This window comes from Paenibacillus sp. FSL R7-0026 (genome assembly GCF_038004485.1).
GTDB lineage: Bacteria > Bacillota > Bacilli > Paenibacillales > Paenibacillaceae > Paenibacillus > Paenibacillus xylanexedens_A.
On record NZ_JBBORG010000001.1, the window covers coordinates 3158755 to 3179749 of the forward strand.

General features: G+C 44.7%; 12 protein-coding genes. 11 read left to right on the plus strand and 1 reads right to left on the minus strand.

The annotated features are described in order from the left end of the window. The first annotated feature begins 45 nt into the window (after positions 1-45). The 11 genes from MKY44_RS14190 (at position 46) to MKY44_RS14240 (ending at position 20349) form a co-directional block, all read left to right on the plus strand. Positions 46-2331, plus strand: coding sequence for a preprotein translocase subunit SecA (locus MKY44_RS14190; RefSeq protein ID WP_341007573.1), 2286 nt, complete (start codon positions 46-48; stop codon positions 2329-2331). A 20-nt stretch (positions 2332-2351) separates the two neighbouring features. Continuing rightward, positions 2352-3107: a class I SAM-dependent methyltransferase gene (locus tag MKY44_RS14195; RefSeq protein ID WP_341007574.1), complete on the plus strand. Its 756-nt coding sequence runs from the start codon at positions 2352-2354 to the stop codon at positions 3105-3107. A gap of 199 nt (positions 3108-3306) precedes the next feature. Then, entirely contained in the window at positions 3307-4254 is a 948-nt protein-coding gene (locus tag MKY44_RS14200; protein ID WP_341007575.1) for an ABC transporter permease, read from the plus strand. A gap of 13 nt (positions 4255-4267) precedes the next feature. Beyond that, a complete protein-coding gene (locus MKY44_RS14205; RefSeq protein WP_076210617.1) occupies positions 4268-5137 on the plus strand; it encodes a carbohydrate ABC transporter permease in 870 nt (289 codons plus the stop codon). Positions 5138-5202: 65 nt separating this feature from the next. Next, on the plus strand, positions 5203-6789 hold the full coding sequence (locus MKY44_RS14210) for an extracellular solute-binding protein (RefSeq protein ID WP_341007576.1): 1587 nt from the start codon (positions 5203-5205) through the stop codon (positions 6787-6789). Between the two features lie 93 nt (positions 6790-6882). Continuing rightward, positions 6883-8622: a sensor histidine kinase gene (locus tag MKY44_RS14215; protein ID WP_341007577.1), complete on the plus strand. Its 1740-nt coding sequence runs from the start codon at positions 6883-6885 to the stop codon at positions 8620-8622. Further along, complete coding sequence (locus MKY44_RS14220) at positions 8622-10232, plus strand: response regulator (RefSeq protein WP_341007578.1); 1611 nt, start codon at positions 8622-8624, stop codon at positions 10230-10232. The genes MKY44_RS14215 and MKY44_RS14220 overlap by 1 nt, the downstream gene beginning before the upstream one ends. A 97-nt stretch (positions 10233-10329) precedes the next feature. Further along, positions 10330-12561 carry an FAD-dependent oxidoreductase gene (locus MKY44_RS14225; RefSeq protein WP_341007579.1) on the plus strand — a complete coding sequence of 744 codons (2232 nt, stop codon included), beginning with the start codon at positions 10330-10332 and terminating at the stop codon, positions 12559-12561. Positions 12562-12578: 17 nt separating this feature from the next. Beyond that, the gene (locus MKY44_RS14230; protein WP_341007580.1) at positions 12579-13787 is read left to right on the plus strand and encodes a GDSL-type esterase/lipase family protein; all 1209 of its coding nucleotides are present in this window, start codon (positions 12579-12581) and stop codon (positions 13785-13787) included. 271 nt (positions 13788-14058) lie between these two features. After that, positions 14059-19122, plus strand: a complete 5064-nt coding sequence (locus MKY44_RS14235) for a golvesin C-terminal-like domain-containing protein (protein ID WP_341007581.1) — start codon at positions 14059-14061, stop codon at positions 19120-19122. A 339-nt stretch (positions 19123-19461) separates the two neighbouring features. Continuing rightward, positions 19462-20349, plus strand: coding sequence for a cation diffusion facilitator family transporter (locus MKY44_RS14240; RefSeq protein WP_341007582.1), 888 nt, complete (start codon positions 19462-19464; stop codon positions 20347-20349). Between the two features lie 128 nt (positions 20350-20477). Here the strand turns inward: MKY44_RS14240 and MKY44_RS14245 are convergent, their stop codons facing one another. Further along, positions 20478-20948 carry a ferritin-like domain-containing protein gene (locus tag MKY44_RS14245; RefSeq protein WP_341007583.1) on the minus strand — a complete coding sequence of 157 codons (471 nt, stop codon included), beginning with the start codon at positions 20946-20948 and terminating at the stop codon, positions 20478-20480. Positions 20949-20995: the final 47 nt, after the last annotated feature.

A 20995-nucleotide genomic window follows, 5' to 3' on the forward strand; every position in this document is an offset into this window, starting at 1 on the left:
GCCATATATAGCACCGCTATTTCTACTTAGGAGGAATCAATTCCGATGAATGTAGTCGTCAAGTTGATACGTGAATTCAAAGAGCGCGATACCCGGCGTTTGTTGAAAGATTATCGAGACAAAGTGGAGCTTATAAGGAAACGTAATTTGGAAACTTGGGACGATCAGCGCCTGCAAGCGGAATCCCTTCGGCTGCAAGAAGAAGCAAGATCAGGCACGCCTTTGGATGATCTGCTTGTAGATGCTTATGCTCTAGTCTGCGAGGTTGCGAAGAGAACACTCGGATTACAGCCTTACGATGCGCAAATTATGGCTGCGATTGCTTTGCACGAGAGATTTTTGATCGAGCAGCATACCGGTGAAGGAAAAACACTCTCTGCTGTTATGCCTGTTTATCTCAACGCATTGACAGGCAAAGGCGTTCATGTACTCACATTTAACGACTACTTGGCAAATCGAGATGCAGCGTGGATGGGACCGATCTACCGTTTCCTCGGGTTAACGGTAAGCTCGGTCCAAGCGGGCATGAGCCTGTTCGAGAAACGGGAAGCTTACGCCAAGGACATAACCTATGTTACGGCTAAAGAAGCAGGGTTCGATTATTTGCGCGATACAATCGCATTTAATGAAGCTGATACCGTGCATCGTCCTTTCCATTACGTCATCGTCGACGAAGCAGATTCATTGCTTCTTGATGAAGCACGGGTGCCGCTAGTCATTAGTGGCGATTCGAGTGCTTCCAAGAGTGATGGCGTTCTTTTCGCAGATGTGGCCCGGCAGCTGCAGCCAGGAGAGCATTACGATTTTGACGAGTTCCAACGAAACGTTTACTTGAATGAAGCGGGTGCTGCGAAAGCGGAGTTACTGCTGGGATGTGGCAATCTGTACGATAACCATAACAGTCATTGGTTAACGTCATTGAATTGTGCGCTGCATGTGGAATCGTTATTAAAAAAAGACGTTGATTACATTGTCCGGGACGGTGTAATCGAGCTAATCGAAGAACACACCGGACGTGTGGCCGAGAACAGGTATTTACCGGACGGGCTGCAAGCTGCGCTGGTGGCAAAAGAAGGGTTGCAGTGGAAGGCCGGCGGGAGAATTCTCGGTACGATCACGATTCAGCACTTTATTTGCCTGTATTCGGGAATTTGCGGAATGACGGCTACGGCGTACGCTTCAGCAATGGAATTTGAGGATATCTATGCGTTACAGGTCGTGCAAATACCGCCAAACCAGCCAAACATACGGATCGACCACAAGCACCGAATTTACACACATAAAGAAGCCAAATATAAGGCGCTTGTACAAGAAATCTCTTCCGTCCATAGGGTGGGACGCCCCATTCTTATTGGTACGTCAAGCGTCGAGGAATCTGATATGCTGGCGGAGGCGCTTGCCGCTGCTAGCGTACCTTGCCAGGTTCTGAATGCCAAAAACGATGCAAAAGAAGCCGAAATCATCGCTAAAGCGGGAGAAATAGGCGCGGTAACGGTATCTACGAATATGGCAGGGCGCGGCGTCGACATTCGTCTCGGTGGCGGTAATCCCGCACAAGCAGAAGTGGTTGCCAAACTGGGCGGATTATACGTTATAGGTACATATGTGAACGAAAGCATGCGGATTGACGACCAGTTGCGCGGACGTTGCGGCCGCCAAGGTGACCCTGGGTCTTCCGTATTTTATATTAGCCTGGAGGACGAGTTGATGCTTCGCTTTGGCATTCATAAACTTTTTCGCGCTCCAAATCAGGACGAGGTTCTTGATGATCCGGCGCTCCGCAGCAAAATCGAGCATATTCAGCGCGTTATTATAGGTCAAAACTTCGATATTCAGCGGGAATTGAACTGTTATTCGGATATGGTGGAGGATCAGAGGCGAATTCTATATGAAGAACGGTTCGGAATTTTGAAAGCTGAGAGACTGATGAGTCCATCGGAGCGGCGTGTACGGCTTTTTTATATCGACGAGTTCTGGGCTGACCATCTGGCATACGTTTCTTACATTCGTGAAAGCATTCATCTCGAGAGCATTACCAGTCGTAACCCAATCGACGAGTTTCATACGCAAATCACCCAAGCATTCGAGCAAATTCCGGCTAAAATAGATCATGAGTCGGCAAATATGCTTAGAAAACTCGGAGGTTCGAATGATCCGACCAAATGGGAACAGTTCGGTCTGAAGAGTCCTATTTCGACTCGGACCTATATGATCAACGATCAATACAGCCAAGATAAGCGCAGCTCATGGACCGGAACGACGGTATTTGCTTTTTGGGGGAGTAAGATTTTGAAGCTATTACTGAAGCCAGTATATAGGATGTCAAAATAGTGATGGGAGCGTGACGATCGATGAACAATAGAGAACGATTTTCGAGTCGGGTCGATTCGTATTTGAAATACCGCCCGAGTTATCCCAAAGAGGCTATTGACCATTTGTACGACGTCGTCGGTTTACATGCGAACAGTACCATATCAGACATCGGTTCAGGTACTGGCATCATCTCAAAACTACTTCTGGAACGCGGAAGCTATGTAATCGCGGTCGAGCCAAATCAGGCAATGCGGGAAGCCGCCGAGCAAATGTTAGAACGTAATCCGAAATTCCAGAGTATAGCAGGTTCCGCAGAATCTACTGGATTACCTGATCAGTCGGTTGATTTTATTGTCTGCGCTCAGGCATTTCACTGGTTTGATCGCTCCGCAGCCCAAATCGAGTTTCGCAGAATTCTACGGCCAGGTGTGAGAGTAATACTGATCTGGAATTCACGTCTTACAGACGGTACTTCATTTCGTGAAGAGTACAATCAACTGCTCCATACATATGGAACCGACTATGAAAAAGTTAATCATAAAAATATTTCTCAGGCGATATTGCTCTCTTTTTTCAAGGAAGGTTCAATGCATGAAATGCGATTCAGAATGAGTCAGGAGTTCGATTTCGAAGGATTGAAAGGCCGTTTGTTATCATCTTCTTACAGTCCTGTACCCGGGCATGCAAATTACGATCCTATGATGACAGAACTGCGGAATTTATTTGATAAAAATAATCAAGAGGGTACTGTTGAATTCGATTATGAAACTGAGATTTTTTGGGGAAAAGTATAAATACGGCATGGAAAGTCGCTACTATAGCGGCTTTTTTTTATTTTAGTGGAACAAGTTTTTATCTCACTTGCCGGGATTAGCTGTTGGAACGAGCCCAGGCACACTTCCTTAAAATCTTATAAGAAATTCTTGATATTTCAGAAATTTATCCGATAGGCGGGTGCTATTATACAAATACAAACAAAGACGAGGTGATGAAATGCAAGCAAAGTTGGCAGCGGACGCCATTCCCATCTCCAAAAAGCGAAAGACATGGATAAGGACGATCCAAAAGTACAAAGTGATGTATGCTCTCTTATTACCAGCCTTAATTTACTTTGCGGTATTCAAATACATTCCTATGGCGGGAATCATGATTGCTTTTAAAAACTACAACCTTGCTTTGGGACTATGGGATAGCCCATGGGTGGGATTCAAAAATTTTACGGATTTTATGAACGGCGTTTATTTCTGGGACATCATGAAAAATACGATCATCATATCGCTGTATAAGTTATTGTTCGGTTTCTCCGCACCCATCGTACTTGCTTTACTCCTCAATGAAGTTTATAGCCAATGGTTTAAGAAGATTGTTCAGACAATCACCTATTTGCCTCATTTTCTGTCATGGGTCATTGTGTATGGAATCATGGTAGCATTACTAGCCCCAGGCGATGGTCTCTTTAACATGATTTTGAAGGATTTTGGTTTTGAACCCATCTCGTTTCTTACGGAACCTGCCTGGGGCAGAATGCTGATCATCTTATCTGAAGTATGGAAGGATATTGGATGGGGGGCGATTTTGTACCTTGCCGCCTTGGCAGGAATCGATCCAAGCTTATATGAAGCGGCTCGAATGGATGGTGCATCCAAATGGAGACAGCTCTGGCATATCACGTTACCTGGCATTCGAGGCGTCATTATTCTGATGCTGATTCTTAAATTAAGCCATATCCTGGATGCGGGTTTTGACCAAATATTCATGTTTGCCAACACCTTTAACCAAGAGAAGATCGATATTATCGACACATGGGTATACCGGGAAGGGTTGGAGCGTCTTAAGATCGGTTTGGCTACTGCTGTAGGATTGTTTAAAGCTGTCATCGGATTTGCTTTAGTGTTGGCAGCGAATAAGCTCGCCAAAAAATTCGATGGGCAAATCTGGTGAGGTGGTCTTTAAAATGATCCATATGACAATCGGGGAAAAAGTCTGGCAAACCGTCGTTTATGTAATTCTTATTTTATTATCCCTACTGTGCGTGCTACCCTTTCTATATGTGGTTGCTGTCTCCGTAACGCCAGAATCGGAAGTATTAAGAAGAGGGATTGTGATTATACCAGAATCCTTTACCTTTCTGGCCTATAAAGAAGTATTCATTTCTCATGGGATCTGGCAGGCGTATAAAATTACGTTGTTTCGAACAATTGTAGGAACTGCGTTAAATGTGTTTTTTACGGTAATCGCGGCCTACCCGTTATCCAAAAAATATTTGCCCGGAAGAAGTCCGTTTTTACTCTTCATTGTGTTTACCATGATGTTCAGTGGGGGGTTAATTCCGACATATTTACTAATCCGCTCTCTGGGATTGTTAAACAGTCCTTGGGTATTGATCATTCCAAATCTCATTAGTGCATTTAATCTCGTGATCATCAAAGGCTTTTTTGAGCAATTACCTGGTGAAATCGAGGAATCAGCGAGGGTAGACGGTGCGAGTGAGCTTCAGACGTTATGGCGGATCATTTTACCCTTGTCCTTACCCGTACTTTCTACCATTTCCCTATTTTACGCAGTCGGGCATTGGAACAGTTATTTTGATGCCATTGTATATATCAATGATTCCAACTACATGCCACTTCAAGTGATTTTGCGCAACATCCTGCTTAACGTTGCAACTCAAAGCGCTGATTCGCTCGCCAATTCCGGGGCTGTCAGTACGTTCGCTGTACAGATGGCTACAGTTGTTGTAACTACAGTTCCGATATTGATCGTTTATCCATTTTTGCAAAAGCATTTTACCAAAGGTGTACTCCTGGGATCCGTTAAAGGATAAAAGATGTTCCAACCTAACTTATTACGGGGAAACCGTGATAATATACAAGCAAAGGAGAGGTCAATATGCAGCGTAAAAAGATTTCATTTGCTATTTTATCGGCAATCTTAGGACTTGGAACGCTATTGTCAGGATGTGGGGGAAATGAAGAAGTTACATCGACAACTTCGAGTAATTCGCAAGGCCAGTCTGGCCAGTTTGCCACCAAAATGAAAATCTCAATGTTTAACCAAGGCACTTTTAACGCTGCTGCTCCGGTACCTCCACGTGATGAAGATATTCAACGCCAAATGTTGGAAGAAGAGATGAATATTGACTTGGAGATGATGATTCCTCAAGCGGGTCAAGCAACAACCAAGCTGAATACACTCATTGCAGGCGGGGATATTCCAGACTTGATCTTCTTGAAGAGTCGTGCTGATCTTGCGCAATATTACGACCAAGGTGTTCTTGCGGATTTGACACCGTATATGGACCAATTCCCTGAATTACAGAAACGATTTGGCACCGACTCCTGGGAGGCGATGTCCTATCAAGGAAAAACGATTGGAGTTCCAGGCTATGATAATGTAAACGGTATCAGTCGAAGCTTCTTCATCCGTAACGATTGGCTGAAAAAGTTGAATATGGAAGTACCAACGACACCTGATGAGTTGTTCGAAGTTATGAAAGCCTTTACAGAGAAAGATCCGGACGGGAATGGTAAAAACGATACGTACGGATTCATCGGCGGTATGAATAAAGAAGGCAATCTGCAAACCTACGGCTTTGATAGCTTGATGTGGATGTTTGGCGTCAATCCTCCTTCGGCCGTTGAGATAAAAGATAATGAACCGGTATTTCTGTTTATTGATCCCAAAATGAAAGAGGCGCTTGCTTACATTAATAAAATGATGGCATCCAAGGTGGTTGACCCAGACTGGGTGACGATGAATTCGCCTGATCTGTTGGACCAAAAGATGTTTAAGGGTAAAGTTGGCTTCATGATCAGAGATGCTCGTAGACTGGAACCGGATTATCAACAGAAAATGAAAGAAATTAGTGGCGAGGTGCCCGAATGGATCGTTATTCCTCCGATGAAAGGTCCTTACGGGGATCAAATTGTAGAGAGAAAATCATTCCAAGGCAATTCATGGGCCATATCCGCAAAAGCGGACGAGGATAAAATCATTCGGATCTTGTCCATGCTAAATTATCTCTTTACGGATGAAGAAGCCTATCCGAACTTTGCATACGGAATTAAAGGCATCCATTGGGATGTCGTAGACGGCAAGATCAAAAATAAAACCTCCGAGTTATCAAAGGAAATGAAAGAAAAGTACCTGTGGGTTGATCATTATAGAATGCCGCGCCGTGGTGATGATGCAGAGTACTTCAGCTTCCAGAATCCAAAGACGGCGGAAGCTTTCAAGGACAATCAGCAATATGTGGGGCCAACGTTGCCCGGAAATTTATTGACCCCAGACCCCAGCGATACCTTGGATGCTGACCGCACACGTTTCATTAATGAAAGCTTGGTTAAATTTATGACGGGCAAAGAGCCTCTTTCCAACTGGGACAATTTCCTCCAGACGCTGGATACCAAGTTTGACATGCAGAAATATAAGGAAACCGCAATCCAGCAATTTAAAGAAGCCGGCCTTATCAAGTGAAAATAAACGAAGAGAGAGTGGCTATTCGTAGCCCCTCTCTTTATTAGCATATGCTATTCTTAGTTTAAAACGGAACTAAAAGGAAGATGATGGATGCGAAGAAGAATCAGCTTGCCTTTAAAATTATTTTTTATCGTGTTTGCCTTTGTATTAGGCTGCATCATCTTGATAAGCCAATTGTCTTATCGCTATGTTCAAAAGGAAATAAGAACCAATGACATTTTTTACACCAATCAAATACTAGACAAGGTTGACCAGTATTTCACCGTTAATTTTTCCTCCTTCCAGACGATTCTCTTCTCAGTTGAAACATCAGTGAAAGCCAACATTAACAATACCGAAGTGATTAAAAAGCAATTAAGGGAGCTGTATGAACTCAACAGTATTTATGTCAGTAATATTTATTTGATCAAAAGCGATTTATCCATTTTGGGTGGAAGTACACCTACTCGAATATTCGATGAACCTTTATCTGAAAGAGCACCTTTATTTGATGCGGCTGACAAGAATAGAAGGACTACCTTTGTTAGTGAACCTTACAAATCGAAGTATTCCGGCTGGACCGTTACGATGGTTCGATATCTGAACGGTGCTCCGTTTCCTATGGCCATCGCGGTTGATTTAGATCTAAATGCCATTGAAGAAACCTTATTCAAGATTAATAAACAGGAACAAATGAATCTGGCTCTGATCACTGCGTCAGGTAAGATCATTGCCGGATTTTCTGAAAATAAAGGACCTCTGAATATCCAAGATCATTCTTTTTCGATCGGAGAGACGTCAGCGGAAGAAATTCTGGATACAACAGAAACAAATCTTCAACTGTATACCAACGATGGTATTCCGGTCTCCCTTTTGAAAAAACCAACGGAGAAGTTCAACTGGACCATCATCTCGATCAACGATGAATCACGCTTGAAAGCAGCGTTGTCCAGATTGGAAACCTATTACCTCGAGCTTCTCGCTGCAGGTTTTCTTTTAAGTTTGTTCATTTCTTTTTTGGTTGCCAAATATATAAGAAAACCACTTTATACGCTCAAAACAAAAATGAAGCAGGTGGAACAAGGTATCCTCACAACGACTATAACGATTAATCGAAACGATGAGTTTGGCGATCTTTCACGGGCATTCGATCGTATGCTTCAGCAAATTGTTGAACTGATTCGCCGAGCTGAACTTCATAATGAACTTGAGCGGAAGTTGGAAATCCAGGTGTTACAGTCTCAAATTAACCCACATTTTCTGTATAACACACTTGGTTCAATCAGCAATGTGATACGTCTCGGACAAATAGAGAAAGTAGATGTGGTGATCGGATCGCTCATTTCATTATTGGAGTACGGGATAGACGACGCTTCAGAGAAGGTTTCCCTACGCCAGGAATTACGCAATGTAGCAGACTATATCGAGATCCAGAACATCCGGTATAACCGAAACTTCAACTTGATTGAAGATATCGAAGCAGGACTGATGGATTTTCCAGTTTTTCGAATGCTGTTGCAGCCCCTTGTAGAGAATAGTATCTTCCATGGTTATAACGGAGGGGGAATTGAGGGCCCTATTACGATTCATGCCTACAGGGAGGACGACATCGTCATCATCGAAGTTATTGATCAAGGTGAGGGAATTCCAGCTGATAAAATAAAACATATTTTAATCTCAGAACCGAGTGAAGAGGAAGTAAAAAGAAAAAGAATCGGGCTGAACAATATTCATGGACGAATAAGACTCCACTACGGAGATCAATTTGGGCTGGATATCATTAGCATACCTAAGGAAATAACCCGTATACGCGCTGTATTCCCGGCAGAATTGCCAAAAGGAGATGCATAATGGGGAGAGACTATACCTGCTTCATTGTTGACGATGAAGACCTGATCATTCAACGATTGGAATTGTTTTTTAATGAACTCTCTCACAGGGATAGACGTTTTGTTCTGGTGGGCAAAGCGAATAATGGGCTGAATGGGATAGAGGAGATCATAAAACTTAAACCGGATATCGTTATATCTGATATTGTAATGCCGCGAATGGACGGCATCTCCATGATTGAGCAGCTCAAGGCGGAGCTCCCCCATACCCAATACATACTGCTGACCGCCTATTCATCCTTCGAATACGCTCAGCGAGCGATTCAAGCCAACGTATTGGAGTACATTGTAAAGGTTCCGTTGAGGGAAGCCGATTTGAATCGAGCGTTGGATAAGGCAGCCGGAATTTTAAATGAGTTTGAGAAAAAAGAGGCGGAATTTCACTCGTTAAACGTATCCGTGCTTGAAAATAAATACAGAGTCCGCAAGCAATTTTTTAACGAATTGATCCGAGGTGAAATTCCTTCTCATCGGGCATCGGATTTTGCTAATCGCATGCAGTTTCATTTCTTTCAAGCGAACTATTGCTGCTTCATCGTTGAAATGAATACGTATGAAAGTTTCCGAAACGAATACGCGGCCGCAGATCAAAACATCTTGAAGTATGCGATTACAAATATCATCGAAGAAACGGTGATGAATGGTAGCAGTGGGGTAGCTGCGGATCTGTCGGATAATCGTTTTATTGGTTTTCTATCTTGGGAAAATAACCGCAGTGATATGGAAACGGAATATGCTTGCCTATCCTTGGGAGGGCAGATCATCTCTCATTTGCATCAATATTTGAATAAAAGGGTATCTGTCGCTTTTGGAAGTCCACACCGAGGCTGGGAATCGATCAAACAGGCGTATACGGAAGCTAAAAATGTAAGTGAGGACTTCTATTATCATACCGAAAAAGTCGTAAAAACACCGATGCATCGGTTCCAATACCATAATGACAAAAAAGCAGACTTTCAGCAGAAGCTGGCTGATTTTCTTATACGCCTGAAGCGAAAGATTTCCAAGGAAGAGCTGGACAATGCACTTGCCGATCTGTCGCAATTTGTTACCGACCATAAAATTCACAAGTCTATCATGGCGCCAATGATTAGAGACTTGTACAGAGACATTACCGTGAAATTTAAATCGGGGAACAAGATGGCCACGGAAGTTCCAGACTTCCCCATGGAATTTATGGCTTTTCAGGAGCAGCTCGCCTATATTGGCGACTTCACATTCGAATACGTGCATGCGGGCCAACTCTTGCATCGTGCAGAGATCATGAGTGCTATGCATTATATAGAGACAAACTTGAAACAACGTTTAACGTTGGAAGCAATTGCGGAGGAAGTGAATCTAGCGCCATCGTATTTTAGCAGCTTATTCAAAAAAACAATGAACGAAGGCGTGATCAGCTACATCAATCGTAAAAAAATCAACCTCGCTCTCGAGCTGTTAAATGTGAAGGATTATTCTTTATTGGAATTGTGCGAGGAAGTAGGCATCGTCAATGAAGGGTACTTTTGCAAACTTTTTAAAGAATATACGGGGGATACACCTAAGCAATATCGGATAAAAATGACACGGTAGGAATTCAAATAAGGATACAAAAAAATGTATGATTTTTTCGCGAAATCCTGTAAAAAAAAAGGGGTCAAAACCATTACCATGATAGGAGCATCTAATCATGGAGGTTATCAAAATGGAGCTTATGAAATCAGATGTAACCGTCATAGGTGGAGGAATTGCCGGGATATGCGCTGCCATTGCTGCCGCACGCCAAGGGTTGCAGGTTTCACTTATTAATGATCGACCGGTGCTTGGGGGAAATGCGAGCAGCGAGGTCAGAGTTCATATTAACGGTTCGGCATATCTCGGAAACAGTCCATCCTATTATGCTCGCGAAGGCGGGTTGGTGGAAGAACTCAAACTGAAGATATTTCATTACAATCCGTTATACAACAAAAAGCTTATGCTTTCACTTTCGGATACGGTCTTGCTTGACATGGTTTATGATGAGCCCAACATTTCTCTATTCCTTAACACATGTGTGCATGAAACAGGCGTGGAGAACGGCAGAATCAAGTGGGTGGAGGGCCTTCAATTGGCTTCAGAGAGAAAATTTCGTTTTGAAAGCCCAACCTACATTGATTGCTCCGGGGATGGAATTGTTGGATACCAAGCTGGTGCTCACTTCCGATGGGGAAGAGAGGCGAAGCATGAATACCAGGAGGAGCTCGCTCCAGAAGTGGCGGATCATTACACCATGGGTGATACGATTCTGTTTCAAGCCCGTGACGTAAACTATTCCGTTCCTTACAAAAGGCCAGGCTTTGCGTATGATATTACGAAGCTGGAGTTTTTTGATAGTATCCGAAAAGGATTAAACCATCGGTCTTTTCCAAGGAAAATCAACGGGCTTGGCGGATTGTGGTGGCTGGAATACGGCGGACATATGGATATTATCAAGAATAATGAAGACATCGCATTGGAACTGCGGAAATTGGTGTACGGGATATGGGATTATATCAAAAATAGCGGCGAGTTTGATGATGTAGACCATCTCATCCTGGATTATGTATGCCCGATTCCGGGAAAACGGGAGTCGAGACGGTTTATAGGGGAACATATGCTGTCTCAGAACGATCTTACAGTAAAGCCTCATTTCGAAGATGCGGTATCCGTCGGAGGCTGGTATATGGATCTGCATGCAAATAAAGGCATCTACGATGAAGGACCGGCTACAGCGTGGAATTTTGTGCCGGGATTGTATAATATCCCTTTCCGCAGCTTATTTTCACGTAATATTCCAAATCTCATGTTCGCTGGCCGTAATATAAGCGCTACCCATGTGGCTTTTGGGTCTACAAGGGTGATGGCAACTTGTGGTTGTATGGGGCAGGCGGTAGGAACGGCTGCTGCGTTATGCGTAAAATATGATACAGACCCCGCGGCCATCGTCAAAGCGCATATGGGTGAGCTTCAGGCGCAGCTGCTTCGAGACGGGCAAACGATTGTAGGGCTTCAAGAGCCGTTGGATCCTTATTTCGCTGACGGATTAACGATTCGGGCCTCATCTCAGCGAAGCTATGAACAACTTCATCCAACCGAAGAGATCTCCTTGGAGAACGCGTTATGTTTGGTCTTGCCGATTCAGACATCTCTGGTTGAAAGTGTGCAGATCAAAATTAAAAATAGATCCGAGCAATCAGAAATGCTGCAAGTGAAGCTGTTTGGCGGGGATCGGAAGGAAAACTATATTCCCACCAGCGAGCTGAAAGGCTACAACTTCGTGATTTCAGCGGGTCACGATGACTGGATTACACTGGACCTCAGCTGCAAGAAGCCAGAAGACGACAAAATATACATCGTATTGGAAGGTACGGCGGACCTCACTGTACACAGCAATGAAGAGAAAATGACTGGAGCGGTTAGCTTCCTTTATAGACCGGAAGAGCCATCCAGGCTAAAGAAACTTAATAAGAGCATTTGCTTCAAAGACCTGATACCATCCCAGGATATGTATAATCCCGCGAATGTCGTCAACGGTTTCTCCAGACCTTATGGTTTGCCGAACGGCTGGATTTCGGAACGTATAGAAGGACAGGAATGGTTGGAATTTGGTTTTGCAAGCCCCAAGAATCTGGATGAAATCCATCTTGTTTTCAATTCACAGCTGAATTTGGAGCATTTCGACGATCCGATCGAGCCACTGATCCAAGATTATAATGTGACTTTAACCTTGGAAAACGGAACCAAGAGTGAAATTAAAGTCCGTGGGAATTATCTTTCGTTGAATAAACTTCAGGTGTATGCACAAGGTGTAACCCAAATCCGATTTGATTTCTGTGCAACATATGGTTCGCCCTATTATGAAGTGTTTGCTGTTAAATTTTTTGCTCTTAAAAACGCTAAGTGAGGTCGGGTGAAGTCGTGATGAAGGAATTTTTTCCTCGAAGAGGGCTGCCTAATGTCATTCAGAAGTTGGAAAATGGAGAAACAGTAACAATAGTCTATTTTGGCGGCAGTAATACACGTTCGAAAGGATACAGGGTCATGACGGCGGATTGGCTGCGAGGGCAATATCCCCATGCGGATATCCGCTGTGTGAATGCAGGCATTGATGGGACAGGATCGGACCTCGGTTGCGCCCGTTTGGAGACCGATGTACTGCGTCATCAGCCTGATCTCGTATTTGTTGAATTCGTTGGAAACGATGGCGGAGTTCCCGAATCCAAAGCGCGGATCGAAGGCATTGTCCGCCAGATTCGTAAGCGCAGCCGGTTTACCGATATTCTGTTTGTATATACGGTTAAGGAGCGGGATTTGACCTCATTTCAATCCGGCGAGTATCAGAAGGGCGCTCGTATGCAAGAGGAAGTCGCCGACTATTACGGCATTCCTTCGATTCATCTGGGCGTAGCGGTCAGTCAATTGGTTTCGGATGGAAAGCTCACTTTCACCTCAAGGGCAGGCGTGGCCATTCCCGGGGCAGTTATTTTCACGCATGATTCGATCCATCCGACGATTCCCGAAGGACACCAGATTTACACGGACACAATCATTCGGTCGTTTGAGAAAATGAGCGAACTTCGAGATCACGTGGGAAAAGTCGAACATCACTTGCCGCAGGACCCCTTGGTCCCGGCCAATCCTTGGGAGTATGCAACCATGTTGCCACTGGATCGTCTTACTCATTTTACCACAGGGTGGTCTTACGTGACCTCTGATGACTTTCCTTTAGTGCGTGAGTATGATTGGTTGTTCCCCGGTCTATGGCGAGCTGTTGATGCCGGAGAGGCGATCACAGTGGAGTTTGAGGGAACTCACATCGGCTTATTTGATATCGGGGGGCCGGATTCTGGCCGATTGAAGGTGTCGGTGGATGGAAGGGAACCCTTCCTTGTTGATCGATTCACACCCTATAACGATCATAATCGAAATCAATATGTTTTCTTGCCGGAGCTACCAAATGGGAAACATACCGTTCGCTTCGAGATTGATCACGAGAAAACTGAAAAAGCGGCCGTGTTTGAGGCAAGTGGCAATGAACGAAGTATGGAACATGTTCGGCAGCATCCAGCTTGGTATGATCAAACGGTCATTCAGCTTGGAAAGTTGTTATTGGTGCAGCCGCCATTATAATGGATTGGTTCACTCGGAACACTTGGATGACCTATATTCTAGCTGACTGCAACTGAGCAATCAATTAGGATGTAGGTTTCTTTTTTTACTTAAAATCGTATAAGAAATTCTTAAAATGAAAGAAATTTCACCGTGATCTAACATGCTAAGATAAAAACGACAGAGCGGGATTAGGCAGAAGGGGAAGGTTAAGTGCTTTTTTACGATCATTTGAGCAAAAGGCAACTCATTTTTGGAAGCGTTATCATTTTAGGGAGAGGCTGTGAATTGTATGGTCAAAATGAAGCTGTTTTTCTTCATCGTTTTCATGTTGACGATCGTAGTTCCTTTCAGCCTGATCGGAATAAGGGCCGCTTATGCGGAGACCTTACCTTATCAGACGATTATCATCGATGACGGGAGTATCAAGATCAATGATGTTGTGACACCTGATGCGGGTAACGAGAACAATGGATATGCGGCTCCAAATTGGACTACAAGCACAGGGGTGAAGGGGTATGATCTTTCCAGCACCAAATATACGAGTACAGCAGGCAGAACGATAACATGGAATCCACGCTTGGAAGCAGGAACGGCGAAAATATCGTTCTATAAGCTGGATTGGGCAGATAAAGCAGATAGCAATGTGAAAATTGAGATCGTTCATAATGGAACCACGGATGTAGTCTATATGGATCTAAGACCCTCATCTGGCGCGCCAGCGGGATGGGTTGATTTGGGAGAGTACTATTTTTCCGGAGCTGGCGAAGAATTCGTTCGATTGACTCGGTCTACCGGCACCACGAACACAATCCTTACACGTGCTGATGCGGTCAAGTTCGAAGGGAATATTGAGCAAAAAGAGCCACATAAGACGATTATCATTGATGATGGAAGTCTCACGATTGATCATGTCGTCACTGTTGATTCAGGCAACGTCAATAACGGATTCTCCGCTCCATATTGGAGCACAAGTGCGGGAGTGAAGGGTTACAATAATTCCAGTTCTAAATATACAGACGCCGTAAATAGAAGCATCACATGGAATCCACGCCTGGAAGCAGGGACGGCGCGAATATCGTTCTATAAGCTGGATTGGGCGGATAAAGCAGATAGTAATGTGAAAATTGAAATTGTTCATAACGGGATTACGGATGTTAAGTTTATGGATCTTAGACCTTCGTCAGGTCCATCGGTCGGATGGGTTGATTTGGGAGAGTATGAGTTTAGTGGTGATGATAGCGAATTTGTCAGGCTGACTCGAACGCAACCTTCTACGGGTACAATTATTACGCGGGCTGATGCAGTCAAGTTCGAGGGGAATATCAGACAGCAAGCACCACCGCTCCCCCCGCTAAGAAGCCGTACCTTAGCGAATCTCAGTTACACAGAGAAAGGCAGCATCGAAAATGCTAACTACAAGGCAACCTTCTATGAAGCAGCATGGGATGGGGGCAAATCCATCGTTCGTGACATGTTCTACAAGAACACAGAGACGGGGAACTGGGTTCCAATCAATAATGAATCGGAAAGACTTGAGGAGCAATGGGTTTTATTAGATGGGAATGCAGGCAGCCGAACCAATTACTACGATACAATGAACAAACGTTGGATTACATTTGACGGGATCACTTTTCCCGACAACCACACGGCGGTATTAACGGATTCTACGCATGGCAGTGATTACGATTTTGAAGTGAACTGGTCCATGACAGGGGATAAACCAGATGTTTCCTTTGCTTTTACACCTCGCCGCGACGGCAACTATGTGATTGGATATCAGTCCTTCACAACAGAGTCCGTATCAGGCATCAATGAAGTGTTAAATGGATTCAGGTCACATGCCAAAATGGTAGGTACGGTGGAATCAACAAGTTTAAGAGAGCTGAGCGCTCCGATGAGCCTGGTTGAGAAAAATGATGGTTCAGGAAATCCATTGACCTATGGCGTATTTGTACCTTCGGCAGAGCTTCCGGTTGAATTTGAACCGACGGGAGGCGTTACGAAACAACGGCTTGGCATGAGCCTGGTCAACAACGAAGGCAGCGTGCAGCCAATCCTGTATGCGCCTCAATTAGGGACTTATTCGCAAATGACCGCAGAAAACACGTATCAATTTCATATGGGGCTAATCGCGCAAAAAAGCAATCTGTATGAGTCCTACGCGGATATTCTTCGCAATGAGTACGATTATTCAGCATACCGCGAAAATGTGTCAGATCAGTCGCTTACTGACGCGATGTTTAATATGATCGATTTGCTTAAGGTTGAGCCACAAGGGGACGACTCTGTGAATTATGTCCCATCACCCAGCGGGTGGTGGAGCCGTGCCAAGGGTTTTATCGATATCGAAAACGAGGATAGCGTTCGAACAAGCTCAAATGCAGTTCTTTTGGGAGCTTATTATTTAACTGGGGATGACCAGCTTTACGATACGAGAGCACTACCGTCCGTCCAGTATGGCGTATCGCGAAATGGTATCGGTTGGTCGCCAACGCAGAAGAAAGTATACGGTGTGCCTTCGTTATGGAAAATGGCTACTCTGCCGTTTGATGTTTCAAGTGTAGCCGCTGTCAACCAAATGATGGGCACTTCGGCAGGCATTGGTGCACTCGCTCAGGAAGAGTACCTTGTGCGTGACCCGGATCAGAAAGACCGGGGTCCTGTCATTCAGCCCCTGATGATGTATCGGATGACGGGAGATGCGCAGTATTTGCAGGCTGCGAAGGATGCAGCCGACAGTTATATCACGCAACATATCGATACGCCTGCATCCGTCGATGTGAGTAAAAATGAGTTCATTTATTATTATAGCAAGCTGTGGATGGAGATCTTGGAGCTATATGAGGAAACGCAGGATCCCAAATACTTGGATGCCGCCTATAAGGAAGCCAAACGCTATGCAACCATGTTTGTTGCTCGCCCGGTTCCTGAAGGTAACGTTACGATTCCTCAGCCGGAGACATATAATTACGCGGAGTCGTTCCATTGGCCGGAAAGTGGTAAATTTCAATATCCTAGGCTCAAGCTTCCCGAAGATATTGTCGGAGGTGTTCAAGCGGAGCGTTGGCTTGTTTCACCGAGCGGATTGACGTTTGAAGCAGGAAGTACAACTGGCTATTATCGTATGAATGCTCAGGAAGCTCCGTTCATGCTGAGATTGTCGCTCTATACAGGGGATGAACTGCTACAGGATATTGCTCATAATGCGGTTATTGGACGATATTCCAGTTATCCAGGTTATTATTATAAAGGCTTCGCCGTTAGCCAACTTGAACCGGACTTTCCTCTGGAAGGCCCAAGCGGGGCTACATCCATCTATTATCACCATATCCCGGGGCAGCTTGGGCAAACGATGGATTATTTGATCAGCGAACAATCGTTGAAATCAAACGGGAGCATTACGTTTCCTTCCGTATTTGAAACGAATTTTTTATGGTTTAAATATCATCTCTATGGGAATAAACCAGGGCAATTTTATGGTAACTCCGACGTTTGGCTATGGATGCCCAAGGGGATTATTAAGACCAACCATCCTCAATTGAATTGGATAACGGGTGAGAGCGGCGATAAATTCTACATCGGGTTAAGCAACGCATCTTCAGAAGAAGTTCAGACTCCAATTGAATTAAATGAACAAATTATTGGGTTCAACCCGGCACAAGATTACGCCGTAACGATTATCCGCGACAATGGTACACCAGAGCAAACGGTAATGAGTGGTGGAATCATTCAAGCTACGGTTTCAGGCAAGGGCATCACCGCGATCATTGTAGAAGGACTCGATATTGATGTGCCGCTGCATCAGGTTAGAACGGCAGATACATCGGATGCAAGTTATTTCTTTGATACACACAGTCCAATTGATGCGGTTAAAGGCATGCTGATCGTTAAGCCTGACGAAACGGTTTATGATGCTTATGTGCAGGCCAAAACAACGAAACCAGCGACAATCCATTATTCATTGGATGGCGGCGCTACTTATACGAGCGTCCCAGATACGATCTATCCGATGGAATGGTCGATACGGATGAATGATTTATCCCAAACCTTCACGTATTACGTGGAATCGGAGGGGAAACAGACCCGTAAGCGGACACTCTATCTGCCGGATCAGGTAACGGAAACTCCAGTCCAACCCGATGGGCAGGATAGTTCAACCATTATCGTGGATAATACGGAGGCGGAGACAGAAGGCGTCTGGATAAGGGATACGACGGCTAACGATTATTATTATGATAACTATGTGTATGCCAAATCTACGTCCGGCACAGCGACAAGCAAAATGAGATGGCGGCCTGAGCTGCCGGAAAGTGTCACTTACAGTGTGTATTACAAGATTCCGCAAATCACCACTGCGAGTGAAAATTGGGCAACAAACGCCTCATTTACCGTTTATCATAGCGGCGGCTCCGAGACGGTGCCAGTTGATGAGACAACAGCGAATGGTACTTGGGTGCACCTAGGGGATTATCCTTTTGCTGCAGGCGATAGCGGGTACGTGGAATTAACCAATAAGGCCAACAAGTCCAGAGTCGTTGCCGATGCAATTATGTGGGTGGACCCAAACAGGGTACCGCAATTGGAGTCTGCTGTGATCCTGTCCGATCGGAACGAGTTGCAGATGACTCAAACCGCACAACTGAGCGTAACCGGCTATTTGGATAACGGTTTGATCGGTGATCTTACACAAGCCGATGTGCAGTATTTCGTTGATCGTACGGATCTGGCTGAAGTGAATAGCAGTGGGTTGGTGACTCTTCTTAATCTCGATGGGAACACGGATCACATTGAGGTATGGGCTACTGTCACGATTGATGGAGTGACCTTAACCACTCCGCACTTGAACATCACGATCAGGGACCTAACGGTTATCGTGGACAGTACAGATACAACTGGGTTATACACGACAGAAGGGTCTTGGAGCCAAAGCAATTTAGCCGGATATAAAATTGGGGTTAAGTCCCGTTACTCTACAGTTCAAGGATCGTCTGCAACGTGGAAAGGCCAGTTCCCAGAGGGGAAATATACGGTCTCGATCTACAAGCTCGTCCATACGACGGCAAACGATAACAATGTCAAAGTGGAAGTGAAACATAAAGCGGGTACCGAGGTCACCTATATCGATGCAACGGTCGGCTCATCGGGTTGGGTTAATCTGGGGACGTTCGACTTTACGGGCGACGGTAGCGAGTATGTTCGATTAACCAGGGTTACGCCTACAACGGTAGACCCGCCAACGCTTCCTGATGATATGATCTATACGAGAGTTGACGCAGTTATGTTCGAACGGCATTCTGATGATTCGGAGCTGCTTGCAAATGAGACACCAGATGAACCGACACTTTCTGAATAAGGGCAGTGATTTATGAATGGAAGTGGGATCGAAGGTAAGTGATGTTATACAAATGATTGTAAAATAACGCTAAGAGCCGAGTGGATCAAAACGATCCATTTGGCTCTTTGTGTCTAAGTGCAAGAAAGTGTGGTTACAAGGGAAGGCAGTCGGCCACCTTCCTCTTACCACCCATTAATCATTTAAGTTTGCCAAATCCAACTTTTTTGGATTCTCTTAAAAAAATTGCCGCGTTCAGATTATGTTTCGTCACACTCAAAACGTTTCTCTAGACCCACACAAATCTTCAATGGTACCATCATACACGTGCTTGAATTGAAGATTGCAGGAGGATATCATGTGGATCAACTTAAATACGATAATTTAAAGCTGGGGGAGCGCGGAGCTATCATCAGCATTATCGCCTACATATGTTTGACCGTATTAAAACTAGTCATTGGCAATATGGCCGGGTCAGAAGCACTCAAGGCGGATGGATTAAACAATGCCACCGATATTGTGGCCTCAATAGCTGTACTGATCGGTTTGAAGCTTGCCCAACGCCCAGCCGACACAGATCATACATATGGTCACTGGAGAGCAGAGACTGTTGCGTCACTTGTTGCTTCTTTCATTATGATGGCAGTAGGTTTACAAGTACTGTTTCAAGCCATTGGTTCTGTGTTTCAGAGTACACATGAATCTCCGGATATCATCGCTGCGTACACAGGCATTTTCTGCGCGGTTATCATGTATCTGGTCTATTGCTATAACAAGAGACTTGCTACATGTATTAAAAGTCAGGCGGTCATGGCTGCAGCTCGTGATAATATCTCCGATGCCTGGGTGAGTACCGGTACGGTCATTGGGATCGTGGGTTCCCAGTTCGGCCTCCCATGGCTGGACCCTGTAACGGCGGTCATCGTAGGTTTTCTGATCTGCAAGACCGCTTGGGACATTTTCAAGGAAGCCACACATCATCTGACGGATGGTTTTGATGTTGAACTGATTCAGGAGTACAAAAAAACGATTGCCGGAATTGACAGCGTAGAGACGGTTAAAGACGTGAGAGCGCGGAACTATGGCAATAACGTTGTAGTAGACGTTGTCATAACAGTTGATGCTGAGCTGGATCTTCAACAAGCACACGATATCTGTACAGACGTAGAGAATGAGTTAATGGAGGAGCATGACGTATACACCGTTCACGTTCATGTGGAGCCGGATATGTTGAAAGAGTGCATTTAAACTCAGGATTATAAAAGAGCGACTCGGCAAAGCAAAAAAACCAGTGAGCTTTACTCATTCACTGGTTTTTTGCTGATTTCAATTGTTCATCATTAAAAGAATCCGCGCGTTGTTTATCCCATACATGACTATCTCGGCAAATTGTAGGTAATCAGATTGTTATATTTATCCGCATGTTTCTGTTCGTCCAGGATGATTCCCCACACCGTGTCTTTATATATGCCATAAGGGAGACCAAACCATATTTTTCTATACTTTTCCACGGCCGCCAATTCACCCTGAAACGCCTTTTGCAGTCCGGCAGGATAAGAGGTGACTGTCTCAACCGGCTCACTGCTTATGCCCGTAATCTCCTGACCTGTCAGATCCTTGTACATTTGGCGGAACATTTTATTATGTCCGCGTTCATCATTGCGGATGCTCGTGATGATGGCAGCCTGATTGGCATCGGGTGACAACTGAATCAGTGAATCATAGAACAGCTCATCGTTTCGTTCTCCTTGCACAGCCGTTTTGATTAATTCAAGCGCTTCGGCTGATGATGTTGCCCATACCGGAGTAAAAGTGTACCTGTAACCATAAGGATATGCCACATACATTACGAATCCCTCCAAGACAAATATGAGTTAAGATATGCACGTATGCC